Origin of the sequence: Sphingomonas sp. GV3 (assembly GCF_031082075.1) — a bacterium.
Classification (GTDB): Bacteria; Pseudomonadota; Alphaproteobacteria; order Sphingomonadales; family Sphingomonadaceae; genus Sphingomonas; species Sphingomonas beigongshangi.
Map to the genome: position 1 here is coordinate 2,870,209 of NZ_JARWLE010000001.1, position 17,802 is coordinate 2,888,010.

17 protein-coding genes are annotated in these 17,802 nt (G+C 68.5%); 10 read left to right on the plus strand and 7 right to left on the minus strand.

What is annotated here, in order from left to right:
• Positions 1-24: 24 nt before the first annotated feature.
• Positions 25-864: an N-formylglutamate amidohydrolase gene (locus tag RF701_RS13615; protein WP_308815266.1), complete on the plus strand. Its 840-nt coding sequence runs from the start codon at positions 25-27 to the stop codon at positions 862-864.
• Positions 865-1,042: 178 nt separating this feature from the next.
• Here the strand turns inward: RF701_RS13615 and RF701_RS13620 are convergent, their stop codons facing one another.
• From RF701_RS13620 to RF701_RS13630, 3 genes are all read right to left on the minus strand, one after another.
• Positions 1,043-1,591, minus strand: a complete 549-nt coding sequence (locus RF701_RS13620; protein ID WP_203308641.1) for a cytochrome b — start codon at positions 1,589-1,591, stop codon at positions 1,043-1,045.
• Between the two features lie 135 nt (positions 1,592-1,726).
• Positions 1,727-2,488 (minus strand): SapC family protein, encoded by a 762-nt coding sequence (locus tag RF701_RS13625; protein ID WP_210357058.1) that lies wholly within the window; start codon positions 2,486-2,488, stop codon positions 1,727-1,729.
• Between the two features lie 62 nt (positions 2,489-2,550).
• The gene (locus tag RF701_RS13630; protein WP_308815267.1) at positions 2,551-3,984 is read right to left on the minus strand and encodes an FAD-binding oxidoreductase; all 1,434 of its coding nucleotides are present in this window, start codon (positions 3,982-3,984) and stop codon (positions 2,551-2,553) included.
• A gap of 79 nt (positions 3,985-4,063) precedes the next feature.
• Between RF701_RS13630 and RF701_RS13635 the strand changes: the two genes are divergently transcribed.
• From RF701_RS13635 to RF701_RS13660, 6 genes are all read left to right on the plus strand, one after another.
• On the plus strand, positions 4,064-4,516 hold the full coding sequence (locus RF701_RS13635; RefSeq protein ID WP_308815268.1) for a hypothetical protein: 453 nt from the start codon (positions 4,064-4,066) through the stop codon (positions 4,514-4,516).
• Between the two features lie 99 nt (positions 4,517-4,615).
• On the plus strand, positions 4,616-6,061 hold the full coding sequence (locus tag RF701_RS13640; RefSeq protein WP_308815678.1) for a DEAD/DEAH box helicase: 1,446 nt from the start codon (positions 4,616-4,618) through the stop codon (positions 6,059-6,061).
• Positions 6,062-6,074: 13 nt separating this feature from the next.
• The gene (locus tag RF701_RS13645; RefSeq protein ID WP_308815269.1) at positions 6,075-6,281 is read left to right on the plus strand and encodes a DUF1289 domain-containing protein; all 207 of its coding nucleotides are present in this window, start codon (positions 6,075-6,077) and stop codon (positions 6,279-6,281) included.
• A gap of 63 nt (positions 6,282-6,344) precedes the next feature.
• Entirely contained in the window at positions 6,345-6,767 is a 423-nt protein-coding gene (locus tag RF701_RS13650; RefSeq protein WP_308815270.1) for a hypothetical protein, read from the plus strand.
• A 255-nt stretch (positions 6,768-7,022) separates the two neighbouring features.
• Positions 7,023-9,350 (plus strand): TonB-dependent receptor, encoded by a 2,328-nt coding sequence (locus RF701_RS13655; RefSeq protein WP_308815271.1) that lies wholly within the window; start codon positions 7,023-7,025, stop codon positions 9,348-9,350.
• A gap of 2 nt (positions 9,351-9,352) precedes the next feature.
• Positions 9,353-10,687, plus strand: a complete 1,335-nt coding sequence (locus tag RF701_RS13660; protein ID WP_308815272.1) for a PepSY domain-containing protein — start codon at positions 9,353-9,355, stop codon at positions 10,685-10,687.
• Between the two features lie 35 nt (positions 10,688-10,722).
• Here the strand turns inward: RF701_RS13660 and treF are convergent, their stop codons facing one another.
• Positions 10,723-12,318: an alpha,alpha-trehalase TreF gene (gene treF, locus RF701_RS13665; RefSeq protein ID WP_308815273.1), complete on the minus strand. Its 1,596-nt coding sequence runs from the start codon at positions 12,316-12,318 to the stop codon at positions 10,723-10,725.
• A gap of 118 nt (positions 12,319-12,436) precedes the next feature.
• Between treF and RF701_RS13670 the strand changes: the two genes are divergently transcribed.
• Both RF701_RS13670 and RF701_RS13675 read left to right on the plus strand, forming a co-directional pair.
• Positions 12,437-13,261, plus strand: coding sequence for a shikimate 5-dehydrogenase (locus RF701_RS13670; RefSeq protein WP_210357052.1), 825 nt, complete (start codon positions 12,437-12,439; stop codon positions 13,259-13,261).
• Between the two features lie 80 nt (positions 13,262-13,341).
• Positions 13,342-14,130 carry a hypothetical protein gene (locus RF701_RS13675; protein ID WP_210357051.1) on the plus strand — a complete coding sequence of 263 codons (789 nt, stop codon included), beginning with the start codon at positions 13,342-13,344 and terminating at the stop codon, positions 14,128-14,130.
• Between the two features lie 12 nt (positions 14,131-14,142).
• Here RF701_RS13675 and RF701_RS13680 read toward each other — a convergent pair whose 3' ends face one another.
• Positions 14,143-15,033, minus strand: a complete 891-nt coding sequence (locus tag RF701_RS13680; RefSeq protein WP_210357815.1) for a prephenate dehydratase — start codon at positions 15,031-15,033, stop codon at positions 14,143-14,145.
• Positions 15,034-15,149: 116 nt separating this feature from the next.
• Here RF701_RS13680 and RF701_RS13685 point away from each other — a divergent pair, with 116 nt between their 5' ends.
• A complete protein-coding gene (locus tag RF701_RS13685) occupies positions 15,150-15,854 on the plus strand; it encodes a cytochrome c family protein (protein ID WP_203308631.1) in 705 nt (234 codons plus the stop codon).
• Positions 15,855-16,080: 226 nt separating this feature from the next.
• Here RF701_RS13685 and RF701_RS13690 read toward each other — a convergent pair whose 3' ends face one another.
• The gene (locus tag RF701_RS13690; RefSeq protein WP_203308630.1) at positions 16,081-16,956 is read right to left on the minus strand and encodes a TIGR00730 family Rossman fold protein; all 876 of its coding nucleotides are present in this window, start codon (positions 16,954-16,956) and stop codon (positions 16,081-16,083) included.
• Between the two features lie 32 nt (positions 16,957-16,988).
• On the minus strand, positions 16,989-17,633 hold the full coding sequence (locus tag RF701_RS13695; RefSeq protein ID WP_210357050.1) for an extensin family protein: 645 nt from the start codon (positions 17,631-17,633) through the stop codon (positions 16,989-16,991).
• Positions 17,634-17,802 lie beyond the last annotated feature (169 nt).

Here is a 17,802-nt window from a genome sequence, read left to right on the forward strand (position 1 = left end):
CGGGCAGGCTATGGCGTGCCATTGATGGACGGTTCGTTCGACCTGATCGGCGCAACGCCCCCTGCCAGCCCGGTCATCCTGTCGGTGCCGCACGCCGGCCGTGACTATCCGGCGGCGCTCGATGCCGCCCGGCGCGTCCCGGCCTCCGCGCTGGTGATCCTGGAGGACCGCTATGTCGATGCGGTGGCGCAGGGTGCGCGCGGCGTCGAGACGATGATCGTGCAACGCCGGGCGCGCGCATGGATCGACCTCAACCGCGGCGAGGACGAGCGCGATGCCCGGATCGACGAAGGCGTGCGACCGACTGCGCAGGCGCAGGCCTCCGTCAAATTGCGCAGTGGCCTAGGGCTGATCCCGCGTCGCGGCGGACCGGCCGGGGACCTTTGGCATAGGCGTTTTACCGCGTTTGAGGTGGAGGCGCGCATCATCGCGGATCATCGCCCCTATCATGCGGCCCTGGCGGACGCGCTGATCGCGGCGCGCGCACGGTTCGGGGTCGCCGTCCTGCTCGACGTCCATTCGATGCCGCCGTTGGACGGAAGGACGCGCGTGGTCCTGGGCGACCGGTTCGGCAAGAGCGCCAGCCCACGGTTCGTCGCGCGGCTGGTGTCGGCCACGGCAGAGATGGGCATGGGCTGCGCGTTGAACGCACCCTATGCGGGCGGCCATATCCTGACGCGCCATGCGGCGCCCGCCGCGGGTATCCACGCGGTCCAGATCGAACTCGATCGGTCGCTGTATCTCGACAGCGCACTCGACCGGCCGGGGCAGGGGATGGACGACTGTGTCGCGCTGCTCCGTCACATGATCGCCGCGGTCGAGGACGAGGCGCTGGCGGGCGGCCGCACGCTCGCGGCGGAATGAGCGCATAAAAAAACCACCTCGTGCAGCGCACGAGGTGGCCAAGGTTCAGGGAGGAGACACACCCGAAGGCGTGCCATACGGTGTCGCGAAAGGGGGGACACGGCACCGTACGATTGATAAAATAGGCAGGCGTCGATTTGGTTCAACCCCCCGGCGTCGAACGCGGTGATTTTGTCGGTCAGCCGCGATCGAGCACGGGCGCCATGCGGACCAGGATCCGGTCGCGGCGGATGAAATGGTGCCGCAATGCCGCGGCGACATGCAGCACCACCAGCGCGAGCATGGCCCAGCCGAGGACGCCGTGCGCTTCATGGCCAAAACCCGCCGCGCCCTTGCTCGCCGGCAGAAACGGCATGTTGAACAGGCCGAACCAGGTCATCGGCCGGTGCGGGCCGGGCCCCGACATCATCAGCCAGCCGGTCAGCGGCAAGGCCAGCATCAGGACGTAGAGCAGCCACTGATTGGCGTGGGCCATCCCTTTTTCCCAGCCCGCCATCGAATTGGGGTAGGACGGCGCACGATGGCCAAGCCGCCAGCCGAGCCTGAGCACGGTCAGCGCCAGCACGGTCAGGCCGATCGCGAAATGCGCGCCCATCAGCGCCCGCAACGCGGGGACGCCGTCATGGCCGATACCGATGATCAGGTTCGCGATGATGAGCAGCGCGATGATCCAGTGAAACCAGATCGCGACGGTCGAATAGCGCTCGTCGCGCGGCAGGCGGCTCATCGGCAGCATCCTATGTTGGTATAGAGAGACCGCGAGCTTCGCGCGCGCTGGCAGAACGGTCAAGCGCGCATGCGGAAAGGGGCGGCGCCGGAGTGCCGGCACCGCCCCTCTTCATCGTCAGTCAGAGGCGCGCTGTCAGCCGATCTGCGGCTGCGGCTGCTTGCCCTGGTCCATCTGGCGGGCGAACACCTCGCGCATCAGCGACAGGGAGAAGAGATGTGCATAGAGCAGCGGCAGCATGCCCGACTGGCTCATCTTGCGCAGCTGGTCGCCACGCAGATTCGCCAGCTTCTCTTCGTTGATCATCTGGAAGCCGCGATAGACGAACGGCTGCTGGTTCTGGTCGACCTGGATGGTGACCTCGCCCTCCATCAGCAATTCCATCTCGCGCAGCTCGTTCATGAAATTCTGCGTGCGGGCACCGGCCTGCTCGAACTGCTCCGCGAAGCCCAGCACGCCCTTCGTGAACTCGGTGGGCTGGCCGCCCTCGAACAGCGCCTCTCCGTCCTCGAAATCGCCGATCGTTTCCGACGTCGGATCGAAGCAGAGCGACAGCTCCTCGCTGTCAGGGCGGAGGCGCGCCAGCATGTAGGGGTAACGGCGGATATAGGCGGGAACGTAGAAATTCGTCTCGGTCAGCTTGCCGTCGTCGCCGACAAAGACGTTGACGCCCTCGTTGAGGCCCATCAGCGCGAGCGGGATCGCATCGTCGCCGCTGGAGAAGACGATCGGCATGAAACGCTGCACCAGCGGGAATTCGTCCGTGGTGATAGGGATGGCGTGCTGGCCGGCGAGGAAGGGCGCGCTGTCCTGCGGCCGGACGCGCCAAGTCGCATGCGTCTCGCTCGAGAGCGGCTCCAGGCCATTGTAGAACAGGGGAAGCGGCGCACTGGCCATGGGAACTCTCTCCGTATCCGTGAGTTTTGGCGCGTCCGCGCGCCGACAAACCGGCCGACGCTCTATTGTGCGGCGGCAGGGCGCGCAAGCGGGACGAGCTTTCCGGGGTTGAGAATCCCCAGCGGGTCCATCGCCGCCTTGACCGCCCGAAGCATGGTCAGCCGGGCCGGCGTCGAGAGGCGGGCGAGCTCGTCGATCTTCATCTGGCCGATGCCGTGCTCCGCCGCGATCGATCCGCCCGCCGCAACGACGAGGTCGTCGACGAAGCGCGTAACCACCGGAACATCCTCCGCATACCAGCGCGCCGGGTCGGTGCCGGGGGCAGCGCGGACATGGAAATGGATATTGCCGTCGCCCAGATGGCCGAAGCCGCTGGCGTGCGTGCCCGGGAAGCGCGCCTCGCATGCCTCCGCGGCCTCTATCATGAAGCGCGGCATCGCTGCGACGGGTACCGAGATATCGTGCTGCGAAGCCGGGCCGAGCGCACGCTCGGAGTCGGAGATCGACTCGCGAATCAGCCAGAAGCCGGCGGCCTGCGCCTCGCTCTGTGCGATCACGGCGTCCGTCACCAGCCTGTCGGCCAGGGCCTCGCCAAGCAGGCGCTCCAGCAGGGGCGCGCCGCGCGGGTCGGTGATCTCGATCAGCAGGTGCCAGCCATGCTCGCCCGCCAGCGGGGCCCGGGCGGACGGCACGTGCGCCAGCACCGCCGCCAGCGATTCCCCGGGCAAAATCTCGAAACTCTCGACCGCGTCGCTCGCCTGCTGGAAACGGCGCAGCAGCGTCAGCGCCGACTCGGGATCGGGCGTCGCCGCCCACGCGGTTGCCCGCGCCATCGGCAACGGCACGATCCGCAGCGAGGCGGCGGTGACGATCGCGAGCGTTCCCTCGCCGCCGACGAGCAGCTGTGTCAGGTCGTAGCCGCGATTGTCCTTCTTGAGCACGGCGAGACCGTCATGCACCGAGCCGTCGGCCAGCACCGCCTCCACCCCCGCGACCAGACCGCGCATCGAGCCGAAGCGCAGCACCTGCGTGCCGCCGGCATTGGTCGAGACGAGCCCGCCGACCGTCGCATTGCCCTTTGCCCCGAGGGTCAGCGGAAAGCGGCGGTCGACGGCGAGCGCGGCCTCGTGGAGGTCGGACAGGATCACGCCCGCCTCCGCGATCGCGAGGCCCGCGTCCGCGTCGACATGGCGGATGCGGTTCATCCTGCGCAGCGAGAGGATCAGCGCCGATCCGTCGGCCGGGGGGGTGGCGCCGCCGACCATCGAGCTGTTGCCGCCCTGTGGCACCAGCGGCACGCGGTGCGCCGCCGCGGCGGCGACGATCGTCGCCACCTGGGCGGTGTCCGCCGGGGCCAGGATGGCCGGCGCATGCCCGTGGAAGCGGCGACGCCAATCCGTTTCCCAAGGGGTGATCGCGTCGCGGTCCGTGACGATCGCCTTGGCGTCGAGATGGGGGGCGAGAGCCGCCAGCAGCGCGGATTGGCTCGGGGTCATGGCCGCGCGGCTACGCCAAGTTCATGCAGCGTTCAACGATCGTCGCTAAGGGCGCTGCATCGACCATGACCCATCGTTCATGATCCATCCGGGTTTGCCCCTGTCGCTGTTCGCGCTGCTCGCGCCCGTCACCGCGGGCGCGTGGGACGATTTCGCCGACATGCAGTTCGCGCAAGTCACGATCCACCAGCGCGTGGTGATCCGCGTCACGTCCGCACCCGCCAGCGCGGCGCGGGTCATGGCGCCGCAGCCGATCCGCTGGAAGGAGAAGAAGGGGCCGAAATGCATTGCCGTCGCCGATCTCGGCGGTGCCTTGGTCAGCGGCGATGGCGCGATCGACCTCGCGCTTACGGGCAATCGCCGCATCCGCGCCAAGCTGGGGGGCGAATGCCGGCCGATGGACTTCTACTCCCGCTTCTACCTGAAGCCCGCCGCCGACGGGCGCGTCTGCGCGAACCGCGACGTGTTGAGCATGCGTTCCGGTCTCTCTTGTGAAATCAAGGGTTTCAAGACGCTGGTCGCGCAGAAATAGGCCGCTATTGCGCGTAAATCTTGACTTTCGCGCGCAAATCCGCAAGCGCGCGATGCGGTGTCGCAGGCCATCGCCGCGATCGATTTCCCGGACCTCTGCATGAGCTTTGCCGATCTCGGCCTTTCCGACGAACTCCTGAAGGCGGTGACCGACGCCGGCTATTCCGAGCCGACGCCGATCCAGGCGAGCGCCATCCCCTCGGTCCTGATGATGCGCGACCTGATCGGCATCGCGCAGACGGGGACGGGCAAGACCGCGGCCTTCGTGCTGCCGATGATCGACATCCTGGCGCACGGCCGCAGCCGCGCCCGCATGCCGCGCAGCCTGATCCTGGAGCCGACGCGCGAACTCGCCGCGCAGGTCGCGGAGAATTTCGAGAAATACGGTGCGGGCCACAAACTTTCGATGGCGTTGCTAATCGGCGGCGTGTCGATGGGCGATCAGATCAAGGCGCTGGAAAAGGGCGTCGACGTGCTGATCGCGACGCCGGGCCGGCTGATGGACCTGTTCGGCCGCGGCAACATCCTGCTGACCGGCTGCTCGATGCTGGTCATCGACGAGGCGGACCGCATGCTCGACATGGGGTTCATCCCGGATATCGAGGAAATCTGCACCAAGCTGCCCAAGCAGCGTCAGACGCTGCTGTTCTCGGCGACGATGCCGCCGCCGATCAAGAAGCTCGCGGACAAGTTCCTCGACAATCCGAAGACGATCGAGGTGGCGCGGCCCGCGTCGACCAACGTCAACATCAAGCAGTGGCTGGTGCCCGTCTCGGGAACCGCGTTCAAGAAGCGCAGCGCGCTCCGCCAGCTGCTCCGGCAGGACGACGTCACCACCGCGATCATCTTCTGCAATCGCAAGACTACGGTCCGCGAGCTCAACAAAAGCCTGAAGAAGCACGGTTTCCGCTCCGGCGAGATCCATGGCGACATGGAACAGCCGCAGCGGCTGGCCGAACTCGACCTGTTCAAGAAGGGCGACATCAACATCCTGGTCGCGTCCGACGTCGCCGCACGCGGGCTGGACATCAAGGGTGTCAGTCACGTCTTCAACTTCGACGCGCCCTGGCATCCCGACGATTACGTCCACCGTATCGGTCGTACCGGCCGGGGCGGGGCGCCGGGTGTGGCCTATACGCTGATGACCGCGGACGATGCGGAGAACATCGACAATATCGAGAAGCTGACGGGTCAGAAGATCGATCGGCTCACGATCGAAGACGCTCCCGAGCCCGCTGAGGAAGCACGTCCAGCTCGCCGCGAGCGGCATGGCCGTGGTGGCGAGCGCAGCGCGCCGCGGCGTGAGGAGCGCACCGACGGCCGTGGCGAGGAACGCGGTGATCGGGGCGGACGCCGCGACCGCCGCGACGCCGGGAACCTGCCGGAAGCGGCTCGCGCGGAGCGCACGCATCAGGATCGTGCAGGCAGCAGTGATCGCCGTCCGCGGCGCGACAGCTACGACGACGGGCCCGATGTCGGCTGGAACGGACCGATTCCGGAATTTCTGTCGGTCTCGCTCAACGTCGACGATCCCGTCGACGCCTGAGACGGCGCGCGCGATGATCGAGATCGTGCCGGCCGAGCCGGCGAGCCTCGCGTCGCCGTGCGTCAATGTCTGCACGCTCGACCCGGCGACGGGCTGGTGTCGTGGCTGCGGCCGATCGATCGCGGAGATTTCCAACTGGAGCGCCAAGCCTGCCGCGGAGCGCCGTGCCATCCTCGCCGCCCTGCCGCCGCGCATGGCACAACTCGCCGGCCGGGGATGACCGGACGGGACTGGCCCGATCCAGGTGGATGACAGGCGACGCGCTTCGCGGTAACGCAAACCGGTGGATGCGCTGCGCCGCCTGATCCTGCGTCGACGCACCGTGGCGGGCATCATGCTCGCGGCGGCACTGGCGATGCGCCTGCTCGTTCCCGCCGGCTTCATGCCCGACAGCGCCGCCGGGAACCTGCGCCTGATCCTGTGTCCGGCGGCCTCGCCGCTCGATGCGCTGACGGCGGCCGGACCGGCCAAGCACGTCATGACGCGACAGGATCATCGCGAACACGGGCATCAGTCCGCGCCGCAGGACGCACCCTGCGCCTTCGGCGGCCTCGCGCTCGCCTCGCTCCTGCCGGTCGATCCGGTGCTGCTCGCGGCGGCGATCCTGTTCGCCATGGTGCTGGCCGCGTTCGGGCGGATCGCGCCCACGCCAGCCATCGCGCTGTTCCTGCGCCCGCCGCTCAGAGGTCCGCCCGCGCGAGTCTGATCCACGTGCGTGAAAGGCGGTGCCAGCCCTCACCCCCAATCGGTCGTCCACACAGCCTATCCGGGAGGGGCGGCCGGGCGGGGGGTGAGGGGCGGCACCGCCTCGATCCGGCGTTGCTGGATCGCACACGATGGTAAGCCGGTCGAACCGCTGATCCTCAACCCCGATTGCGTGCGGGGTGGGGACGGGTCGATCCGGCATCAGCCGCTCGCGCTTCGACGCGCGAGGTCGACCGATCCCGACCAGGAACAATCCATGTCCATTCTCCTCGTTCTTGCCGCCACGCTGGCGGCGGGGCAGGGCGATCCCGCCGCGGACCGCCGTGCCGAATTGCTGCGGCAGCGCGCCGCCATCGATGCCGAACTGCAGGCGCTCGACCGTCAGGGCGCCGGCCCGCCTGCCGCCCCGGAGCGCCGGGATGACTCGCGTGCCGGTGATATCGTCGTCACCGGCCACGCCTTGTCGCTGACCACCGACGTCCGGGGACAGACCGTCACGACCGTCGATGCCTCCGCCTTCCGCGACACGCCGGCGACGACGATCGCCGACATCGTACGCCTGTCGCCGGGTGTCGTCGTCATCCAGGGCAACGGCCCCCGCGACGTCGGCGTGTCGGTGCGCGGCTCGAACGCGCGCAACAGCTTCGGTGCGCGCAACCTCCAGGTGTTCGAGGACGATTTCCCGGTCACCCAACCCGACGGGCTCGCCCGCTTCGATCTCACCGACCCGCATGCTTATGGCGCGGTCGATGTGGTGCGCGGCCCTTCCTCCGCGCGCTACGGCAATTATGCCCTGGGCGGTGCGATCAATTTCCGCACCCGGCGCGGGCGCGACATCCGCGGTGCCGAAGTGGGCACGGATGTCGGCGGCGATGGCTATGCCAACGCCTATGCGACGATCGGCAATGCCGGATCGCACTACGACTATAGTCTCTTTGCCAGCCTCGTTGGCGGCGAAGGTGCGACGGGGCATAGCGGTTACCAGACCGGAACGCTCAACGGCCTCGTCACCATCGGGCTCGGCGATCGCGACCGCCTGACCGGCAAGCTCATCTACAACGAGGGCCTGTTCCGACTGTCGACCCGACTGTCCTACAACCAGTATCTGGCCAATCCCTACCAGCAGGGATGCGCGCGGGCGGCGACCGCCGCGCCGGGCTGCGGCACCATTTCCGTGCTGGTCAACGGCGTCAACGGCGCGCGGATCGCACAGACCGCGGCGGAGGGCGACCTTGCGCGCAATGATCGCCGCACGATCGCGGGCCTGCGGTGGGAGCATGATCTCGACGGCGACACGACGCTGCGCACGCAGGCGACGTTCGACAGCCGCGTCGTCAACCAGCCGACCGGTGCGACGCCGTTCCGCGGCACGCTAAACAGCTACAATCTTTCGAGCGACCTGACCGATCGTCATCGCCTGTTCGGCATGGATGCGACAAGTTTCGTCGGCGTCTTCTATAATTATCTCGATAACCAGAGCTACAGTTTCAACAAGACGCCGGCGGGACGAAACGGGCTGGGCGCGCCGACGCAGACGGTGCTCGGCGACGTGCGCAACCTGGGCGCGCGGGCGCGGGAGGAGCTGGCGCTGACCGATCGGCTGCGCTTCGTCGCCGGGATCGGGGGCGAACGCTCCGACATCCGCGTGCGGCAGATCGCCTATAGCTACCCGCTCGCCGCGTCGCCGGTACTGGCGACCATCCCCGCCGACCGGCGGTTCTGGAACGTCGCGCCCGAAGCCTCGCTGGTCTGGCAGGCGGTCGACGCGATACGGCTGCACGCGCGCCTCGGCACCGGCTATGGCATTCCGCAGGCGGGCAGCCTGTTCGTCACCAGCGCCGGCGTGCCGGGCAACAATGTCGCACTCAAGGCGCAGCGGAATACCGGGATCGATATCGGCGCGCAGATCGCGCTGGGGAACCGGCTGAGCGCGGAGCTGACCGGCTATTACGAATGGTTCCGCAACGAGTTGGTGACGCAGTCGGCGGGCGTGAACCTGCTCGCCTATACCGCCAACGCGCCGAGATCGGTGCACCGGGGTGTCGAGGTCGGCCTCGACTGGAAGCCGCTGGCCGGCGTCGCCCTGCTGGCGAGCTACAGCTACAACGATCAATATTATACCGACTTCGCGGAGCGGCTGACGGCGGGCTCGACATCGGTGGTGATCGATCGCGCGGGCGCTCCGATCCCCGGCGTGGTGCCCAACATGGCAAATGTGCGGTTGGGCTACGACCAGCCGCACGGCGCCTTGCGGGGATTGGGCGGCTTTGCCGAGCTGGGATGGCGTGACCGCTATCCGATCGACAACGGCACCCTGCTGAACGTGCCGGGATACACGCTGGTCAATCTGAACCTGCACTATGATCCGCCTGCGGGCGACGATTGGTGGCGGCGCGTCAGCCTGTTCGCGAGCGTCCAGAACCTGTTCGACACGACCTATGTCGGATCGGCCTCGGTCATCGCCGATGGCATCAACGCCACCGCCGGCGTGCAGAATCCGACGAGCGTCTTGCGCGGGGTGACGGGCTCCTTCTACGCTGGCCAGCCGCGCACGGTCTATGCCGGCATGAAGACGAGGTTCTGACGATGGCGACCCTGTCCACCCGTCGCTGGCCCGGATATGTCGCCGTATGGCGCTGGCACTTCTATGCGGGGCTGCTGTGCATCCCGTTCGTCCTGTGGCTGGCGCTGACCGGTGCGGCCTATCTGTTCCGTCCGCAGGTCGAGGCGCTGATCGACCGCCCCTATGCCCATGTCGCCGGCGCCGGGCCGCACGCGTCCGCCGCCGCGCAGGTCGACGCCGCGCTTCGCGCCGTACCGGGCGCGGTCCTGCACCGCTACCAGATGCCCGACACGCCGGAGCAGGCGGTGCAGGTGATCGTCGGCGTCCACGGCCGCGAGACGCGCGTCTACGTCCATCCGCAGACGCTCGCCGTGCTCAAGACCGTCGGCGAGCAGAACCGGCTGATGCGCGTCGTCTTCCGGTTGCACGGCGAGTTGCTGGCCGGAAACGTCGGATCCTATGTCGTCGAACTGGCAGCATCATGGACGATCGTCATGGTGTTGAGCGGTCTGTTCCTCTGGTGGCCGCGCAGTGGGGCGCTCGCCGGCGTGGTCTATCCGCGGCTGCACGCCGGCGGTCGGCGCTTCTGGCGCGACCTGCACGGCGTCAGCGGCTTCTGGGTCTCCGCGATGACGCTGCTGCTGCTCGTCTCCGGCCTGCCCTGGGCGAAGAGCTGGGGTACGTATCTCAAGACGGCGAGAACCATGGTCGAGGGCAGCCGGGTCCGGCAGGACTGGACGATCGGCGCCGGTGCGGGCGGCACGCGCGCGATGGAAGATGCCCATGCCGAGCACGGCGGCATGACGATGGATCACCCGCGCCAGTCCTATGGTCCGCTCGACCGGATGGTGGCGACCGTGAAACCGCTCGACCTCGCCCCACCCGTGCTGATCGCGCCGCCGGCGGGCAAGGGTCAGCCCTGGACCGCCAAATCGGATTCCGCTGACCGGCCGCTGCGCACCGATCTAGAGCTCGACGCCACCGGTCGCATCGTGTCGCGCAAGGATTTCGCGCAGCGCCGGCTGGTCGACCGCATCGTCGGCTATGGCGTCGCCTTGCACGAAGGCGCGCTTTACGGCTGGCTCAACCAGCTGGTGAACCTGCTGACCGCGCTCGGCCTGATGCTGCTGGCGATCAGCAGCGTGGTCTTGTGGTGGCGGCGCCGGCCGGACGGTGTGCTCGGTGCGCCGCATGGCCGCCCACGGCCGGCACTGGCGGTCGGCCTGGTCGCGGTGATCGTGCTGCTCGGGGTCTTGCTGCCGCTGTTCGGGGTGTCGCTGGTCGCGGTGCTGCTCTTCGAGCGGCTGGTGCTCACGCGCCTGCCAGGCGCGCGACGATGGCTCGGGCTGGCGGGGTAGGTCGTCCGGTTCCTCTCCCGCCAGCAGCGTGCAGCCTATCGGCGCGGGTCCGCGATCAGGCCGGGCCAGCGCGCGTCGATTGCACTGGCGACGCCGTTGGTCCAGCCGAAGCCGTCCTGGTTGGGATACTCGCCGCCGCCGCCGGGCTTGCGCTCCTCGACGTCGTATTTCTCCAGCATCTTGCCCGTTTCCGCATAGGTCCGGGACACGGTGCCCATCCAGCGGCGGGCGATGTCCTTCGCCAGCGCCTGCTCGCCGCTGCGGGCGAGGCCATCGATCGCCACCCATTGCAGCGGCGCCCAGCCGTTCGGCTCGTCCCACTGCAGCCCGGTGCGCTGCGTCGTGGTGCGCACCCCGCCCTCGCCGAGCAGGCGGGCACGCACCAGCGTGGCGGTGGCGCGTGCCTGCGCCGGCGAGGCGGCGCCGACGAACAGTGGGAACAGCATGGCGGCGCTGATCGCGGCGGTCGGCTGCCTCGCCGAAAGGTCCCAGTCGGCGAAGCGCCGTTCGCCGGCCACCCAGAGGTAGTGCGCGATCGCGGCACGGCGCGCGATGGCGCGCCGGCCGAAGTCGTCCGCGCAGGCCCGGTCGCCCGCCGCTGCGCAGCGCGTCGCGATCCGCTCCTCCATCGCGAGCATCAGGCTGTTCAGGTCGACGGGTACGATCTGCGTCGTCCGGATCGTCGCCAGCGTCCGGCCGTCGGCAAGCCAGCGGCTGGAAAAGTCCCAGCCGCTTTCCGCCGCGGCACGCAGGTCGCGGTACGCGGTCGCAATATCGCGGCCGGCCTTCGCCGCCTCCGCCCCCGTGGCGACGTCCTCCGCGTAGGATTCGTCGCGCGGCGTGTCGCGGTCGTCCCAATAGCGATTGAGCAGGCTGCCGTCGGGCATGCGCACGACACGCGCGCAAGCGCTAGTCCTGGCGACGCAGGTGGTACCCTGCATCCAATAGGCATATTCGCGGCGCAGCGCCGTCAGCCGCCGGGCGGCGACCGCCGGGTCGGCGTCGCGCGACAGGTCCAGCATCAGCGCGAAGAAGGGGGGCTGCGACCGGCTGAGATAATAGCTGCGCATGCCGTTGGGGATATGGCCGTAGCGCTCGATCACGTCGGTAAAGTCCGCCAGCATCGATTCGACCAGCGGCTGCTGCCCGTCGGCGACGAGGCCGAGCATCGTGAAGTAGCTGTCCCAATAATACATCTCGCGGAACCGGCCGCCGGGTACGACATAGGGTTCGGGCAGCGGCAGCGCGGAGCTTCCGGGCCTGGCGGCCTCGGGCTGGCGGACCAGCATCGGCCACAGCGACCGGACATGCGCGCGGACATCGGTGGCGTCGTGATCGTTGACGCCAGGCACGGTGAAATTGGCGAGCACGAACGCCTTCAGGTCGCCGATCCGCGCGCGATCGAAATCCGCCATGATCGCGGCGGGATCGCGTTTCGGCACGGCGTCGACGAACGTCTTGCCGTCCGGGAAGATCTTTTGCGTCTGCACCGCGACGAACAGCGGACCGAACAGGTCGGCGGGAGAGGGGGCGCGTGCCTCCACAGTGGGGGATGCCTGCATCGCCGACGTGATCGCCGGGGCGGCAGCGAGCGCGGCGCCGGCTGCAAGACGTGATAGGAAACGTGCCATGTGCCTCTCCCAAAAGGTTACCATGCGGTGGCACAGGCCAGCGGAGACTTCCACCGTCTGATCCTGCGGCCGCGGCGCCCCCTCGCCATGGCCGGCGTGCATGTGGCAAGGAACGGCGATGACCACCAAGCCTCCGATCGGTCGCGACACGCGACTGTGCATGTCGCTCGCCGCGCGTCCCGGCAACTTCGGATCGCGCTTCCACAACCGGCTCTACGAGCTGACCGGCCTCGACTACGTCTACAAGGCGTTTTCGACGCGGGATCTGGCGGCGGCGGTCGGCGGAATCCGGGCGCTCGGCATCCGAGGCTCGGCGATCTCCATGCCCTTCAAGGAAGCGGTGATCCCGTTGCTCGACGCCCTCGCCCCGACCGCGGCGGCGATCGACAGCGTCAACACGATCGTCAACGACGACGGTCTATTGACCGGGCATAACACGGACTATGGCGCCGTGCGGACGCTGCTCGACGAAGCGGATGTCGATCCGGCGATGCCGTTCGTGCTGCGCGGGTCGGGTGGGATGGCAAAGGCGGTCGCCGCGGCGCTGCGCGACCGCGGCCATCGCCACGGCACGATCGTCGCGCGCAATGCCGACGCGGGTGGCGCGCTTGCGGCGCTCTATGGCTTCGCCTGGAAGGCGGACCTCGGCGACCTGTCCGCGCCGCTGCTGATCAACGTGACGCCGATCGGCATGACGGGCGACGCCGCGGAGATGCTCGCCTTTCCGATGGCGGCGATCGATGCGGCAACGGTTGCGTTCGACGTCGTCGCATTGCCACCGGAGACGCCCTTCCTGCGCGCGGCCCGGGGTGCGGGCAAACGCTGCATCACGGGCACCGCTGTCGCGACGCTTCAGGCGCTCGACCAGTTCGTGCTCTACACCGGCGTCCGCCCGACGGATGCGCAGATCGCGGAAGCGGAGGCGTTCGCGCGGGCCGGATAGAAATATGGCGGACACATGCGACGAACGCCCGAACCGGACGATTGCCCGCCGGGCCCGCACGCTTTAATGCCAGCCGCCGCATGTACGCGGCGTCCTATCGATCACCACCGGACCGCCGCCGCAGGGCGATCAGCCTCGCGCTGACGATCGCCGCGCACATCCTGATCGCGCTGCTACTGCTCCTGCTGCCCAATTCGCCGCTGACGCGCATGGGGCCGAGTTCCGCGCTGACGACGTTCGACGTTTCCGATTCCGGCAGCCCCTCGCCCAGCAAGGCGCAGGCGAAGAAACAGGCGGCCGCCGCGCCGCGTGGGGGCGCCCCGGAGGTTCGGCCCGAGCCCACGCCGCCGCAGGACCAGCCGGTCCCGCCGCCCCCGCCCGAGGTGGTGCAGAACAACATGCTGATCATGGATCGCGCGTCGTTCGCGGCGACCGACGTCGGCAAGATCAAGGGCAAGAAGAGCGCGCGTGAACTCGCCGTGGCGGGTGATGCGAACGGCGACAGTGGCGATTCGGGGGGTGGCAACGACACGCCGGGCGCGGGCATGGGGCCGGGCGGGCAGCGCCTCTACGCTGCCGACTGGTACGTGCGTCCGCCGCGTACGGCGCTGAACCCCTATATGCCCCCGCACGACGTCCCTGCCGGTTCCTGGGGCGAGATCGCCTGCAGAACCGCGCCCAACTACCGCGTCGAGGATTGCGTCCAGATCGCCGATTCGCGCCCCGGCCTCGGGGTATCCCGCGCGATGAGGGAGGCTGCCTGGCAGTTCCGCGTCATGCCGCCGCGCATCAACGGCAAGCAGCAGATCGGCACCTGGGTGCGAATCCACTATGACATCGTCGACAAGGGCGGCGACGGGGGCGACTGACGGGGCGCGTCCTCAGCCCCGCTCGCGCGCACGGCGATAGGTGCCCAGCACGCGGACCCATTTGGAATGGAAGCCCAGTTCGTCCAGTGCGCGATCGACCGCGGCATCCCCGGGCTTTCCCTCGATATCCGCGTAGAATTCGGTCGCGGCGAAGGTACCCCCCCGCTGGTAGCTTTCGAGCTTGGTCATGTTGACGCCGTTGGTCGCGAAGCCGCCCATCGCCTTGTACAGCGCGGCGGGTACGTTCTTCACCTCGAAGATGAGCGTCGTCATCCAAGGGCCTTCGCCGACCGCCGGCTTGCCGCCGCGCGCCAGCACGACGAAGCGCGTCGTATTGTGGTCGGCATCGGCGATGTCGACGGCCAGCAGGTCCAGTTCATAGATCGCCGCCGCCCCGGGCGGGGCAAGCGCCGCCACCGATGGATTGGCAAGCTCGGCGACATGAGCGGCTGCCCCGGCGGTGTCCGGATAGGGAACCTGCCGGATGCCATGCGCCTTCAGCCAGTGGCGGCACTGGCCCAGCGCCTGGGGATGGCTCATCGCCTCGCGCACGCCGTCGCGCGGACCGATGCCGATCAGCGCATGGCGGATCGGCAGGAAGTGCTCGCCGGTTATGACGAGGCCGGATTCCGGCAGCAGGAAGTGGATGTCGGCGACGCGACCGTGCAGCGAATTCTCGATGGGAATGACCGCGCAGTCCGCCCGGCCTTCGCGCACCGCGTCGATCGCATCGTCGAAGGCGAAGCAGGGGAGGGGAAGGCCGTCCGGAAAGGCCTCCAGCGCGGCGACGTGGCTGTTCGCCCCCGGCGCGCCCTGGAAGGCGACCGCGCGGTCCGGCTCGGCGGCGGCGGCGGCGGTCATCGCGGCGACGATCGGGCGGGCGGGTGCGGCATAGCTTTGCATGATCGGTGCGCGCGTACGGCGCCCGCCCGCCCCCTGCAAGCGCGCGCTTGCGGGCACGCACGGGCTTTCCTATGGGTTGGCCCAAGAGGCGAGGATAAGAGGGGCAAGGCCGGCTGATGGATAACCGCACCAATACGATTGCCGGCTGGGCGCTGGCGGCCTGCGGCGTTGCGCTCGGCCTGTCGATCGCCGGCGGCATGGTCTTCCATGGCGGCCGTCCGGAAAAGATGGGGTACGCGATCGAGGGCGTCGAGGAAGCCGGTGGCGGCGGCGAGGCCGCGGCGGTTCCGATCGCGACGCTGCTGCCCACCGCAGATCCCGCGAAGGGCGCGGAGGTGTTCAAGAAGTGCGCGGCCTGCCACACGATCAACCAGGGCGGTGCGAACGGGATCGGCCCCAACCTCTATGGCACGCTGGGCGAGCCGATCGGTCAGGGCAAGGGCGGGTTCGCCTTCTCCGACGCGCTCAAGGGCGTCGGCGGCAATTGGGACTTCGACAAGATGAACGCGTGGCTCACCAGCCCGCGCAAGTTTGCGCCTGGTACCAAGATGACCTTCGCGGGCCTCGGCAACGCACAGGATCGCGCGAACGTCATCGCCTATATCAATAGCCAGGGCTCGAACCTGCCGCTGCCCGCCGCGCCTGCCGCCGGGGCGGCGCCCGCCGGCAAGCCGGACGCCAAGCCGGCGACCAATGCCGCGAAGGATTCGATCACCAATACGGATGCCGCGAACAATCTCGGCAATACCGGCACCCCGGCGTCGGGCGCACCCTCGGTCGATCCGAATGCGGCCAAGGAGGGCGCGAAGGCCGGCAAGTAAGCCGCGTGACCTCCCCCTCGTCCGGGGGAGGTGTGTTGCCGTCATCGGCTCTCGAGGACAGTCGATGGCATGATCCGCGCCGGGGGCCTTGCCCATTGCGCCGCGCTGATGTGCGATCCGGCAGGGCCGGAACGGGCCGGCGCTATTGCCACGCACTAGGACCAGGCACTGGCCGATCCCCCGTAAGGTCTCTCCCCTCTCCCGCCCTGGAAGAGGGGAGGAAGGCTCAGCCTTCCTTGCGTGCCTGTTCCTCGTAGAATTCCCGCACGACGTCCCAGGCCTCCTCGGCCGTTTCGACGTAGGTGAAAATCCCCAGATCGCGCTGGCTGACGACGCCTTCGTCGACGAGCGCCTGGAAGTTCACGACCTTGTCCCAGAACTCGCGACCGAAGAGCAATACGGGAATGGGCTTGATCTTACCCGTCTGTATCAGCGTGAGCAGCTCGAACAGTTCGTCGAACGTTCCGAACCCTCCCGGAAACGCTGCCAAAGCGCGGGCACGCAGGAGGAAGTGCATCTTGCGCAAGGCGAAATAATGGAACTGGAAGCTTAGCGAGGGCGTGACATAGGGATTGGGCGCCTGTTCGTGCGGCAGGACGATGTTGAGTCCGATCGATTCCGCGCCGACATCGGTCGCGCCGCGGTTTGCGGCTTCCATGATCGAGGGGCCGCCGCCCGAGCAGACGACGAACTGGCGCATGCCGTTCTGGTCGCGCGGAACGCGGCTGGCGATCTGCGCCAGCTCGCGCGCGACCTCGTAATAGCGGCTCTTGGCGACCAGCTTCTCGGCGATCGCGCGGGCGGTATCGTCGCTCGCCATGTCGAGCAGCGCCTTGGCCTTCGCCGGCTCGGGAATGCGCGCCGAGCCGTACATGACGAAGGTCGACGCGATCTTCGCCTCTTCCAGCAGCAATTCGGGCTTCAGCAGCTCAAGCTGGAAACGGACGGGGCGCAGATCCTCGCGGAGCAGGAAGTCCATGTCCTGGAAGGCGAGTTTGTAGGCGGGATGCTCGGTCTGTGGCGTGGAAATCGCCGCCTTGGCGCTTTCTGCGTCCTGCTTGGCATGCGGGAAGACGCGCGCGGGTACTCGTGTATCAGTCATTTTCGCCGAGTTAGAGCAAAGCCGACAGGCGCTCAACGACAGAAATGCGCGTCATCGTCCTCCAGATGCAGGTGATTGCGATGCGCCGCATTATAGGCGGGCGACAGCACGGTGCCGAAGCGCCGGCAGGCGGAGCGGTGGATCGTCGACAGGAACGCCTGAACCTGCGGGTCGGGCGAGCTCCAGTCGTTCAGGATGCTGATCCGGCGCCCATCCTTCAGCGTCACGCCGCCGACGTCGACCGCATTGGCGATGGCGTGGCCCGAGCGGCGGTCGCCTGACCCCGCCGTACCGACGACGTTGCGGCATACGTAGCTGCCCATGCCCTGGACGCTGGCGAGCTCGCTGCCGAGGATCTGGTAGGCGGCGGGGCCGACGGCATTGCGCACCCAGGCGGAAAAGGCGCGCGCTTCGCCGCACCGCATCGCGGTGACGCCGGTGACGGGTACGCCGATCTCGACCAGCTGCACCGCCCCGGACAGGCCGCAGCCATTGCCGAAATCGCGATCGGGCAGGACCCTGTAGGCGACATGATCCGCACGCAGGTCAGCGAGGCATTGCGCGGTGGCGCGCGGCGAGGCGAGGGCGATCGATGATCGCTGCGGTGCGGGGCGTTCGCGGCTGCCGCAACCGGCAAGAAGGACGAGCAGCACCGAGCAGGTAAGGATGCGACGCATCCCCACTTCCTATCGCGCGGATCGGCCGGCGGAAGACGGCGGCGGCTCGAAAGCGGCTTTGCGTGACGACCCGCGCGGAAACGGCGGTGGGCCGACGGATGGGGGCCGACTGGTGTCGGACCGATCCCCTGGAGACCCGGCGCAAAAGCGGTCTCGCCGTCGCTGCCGG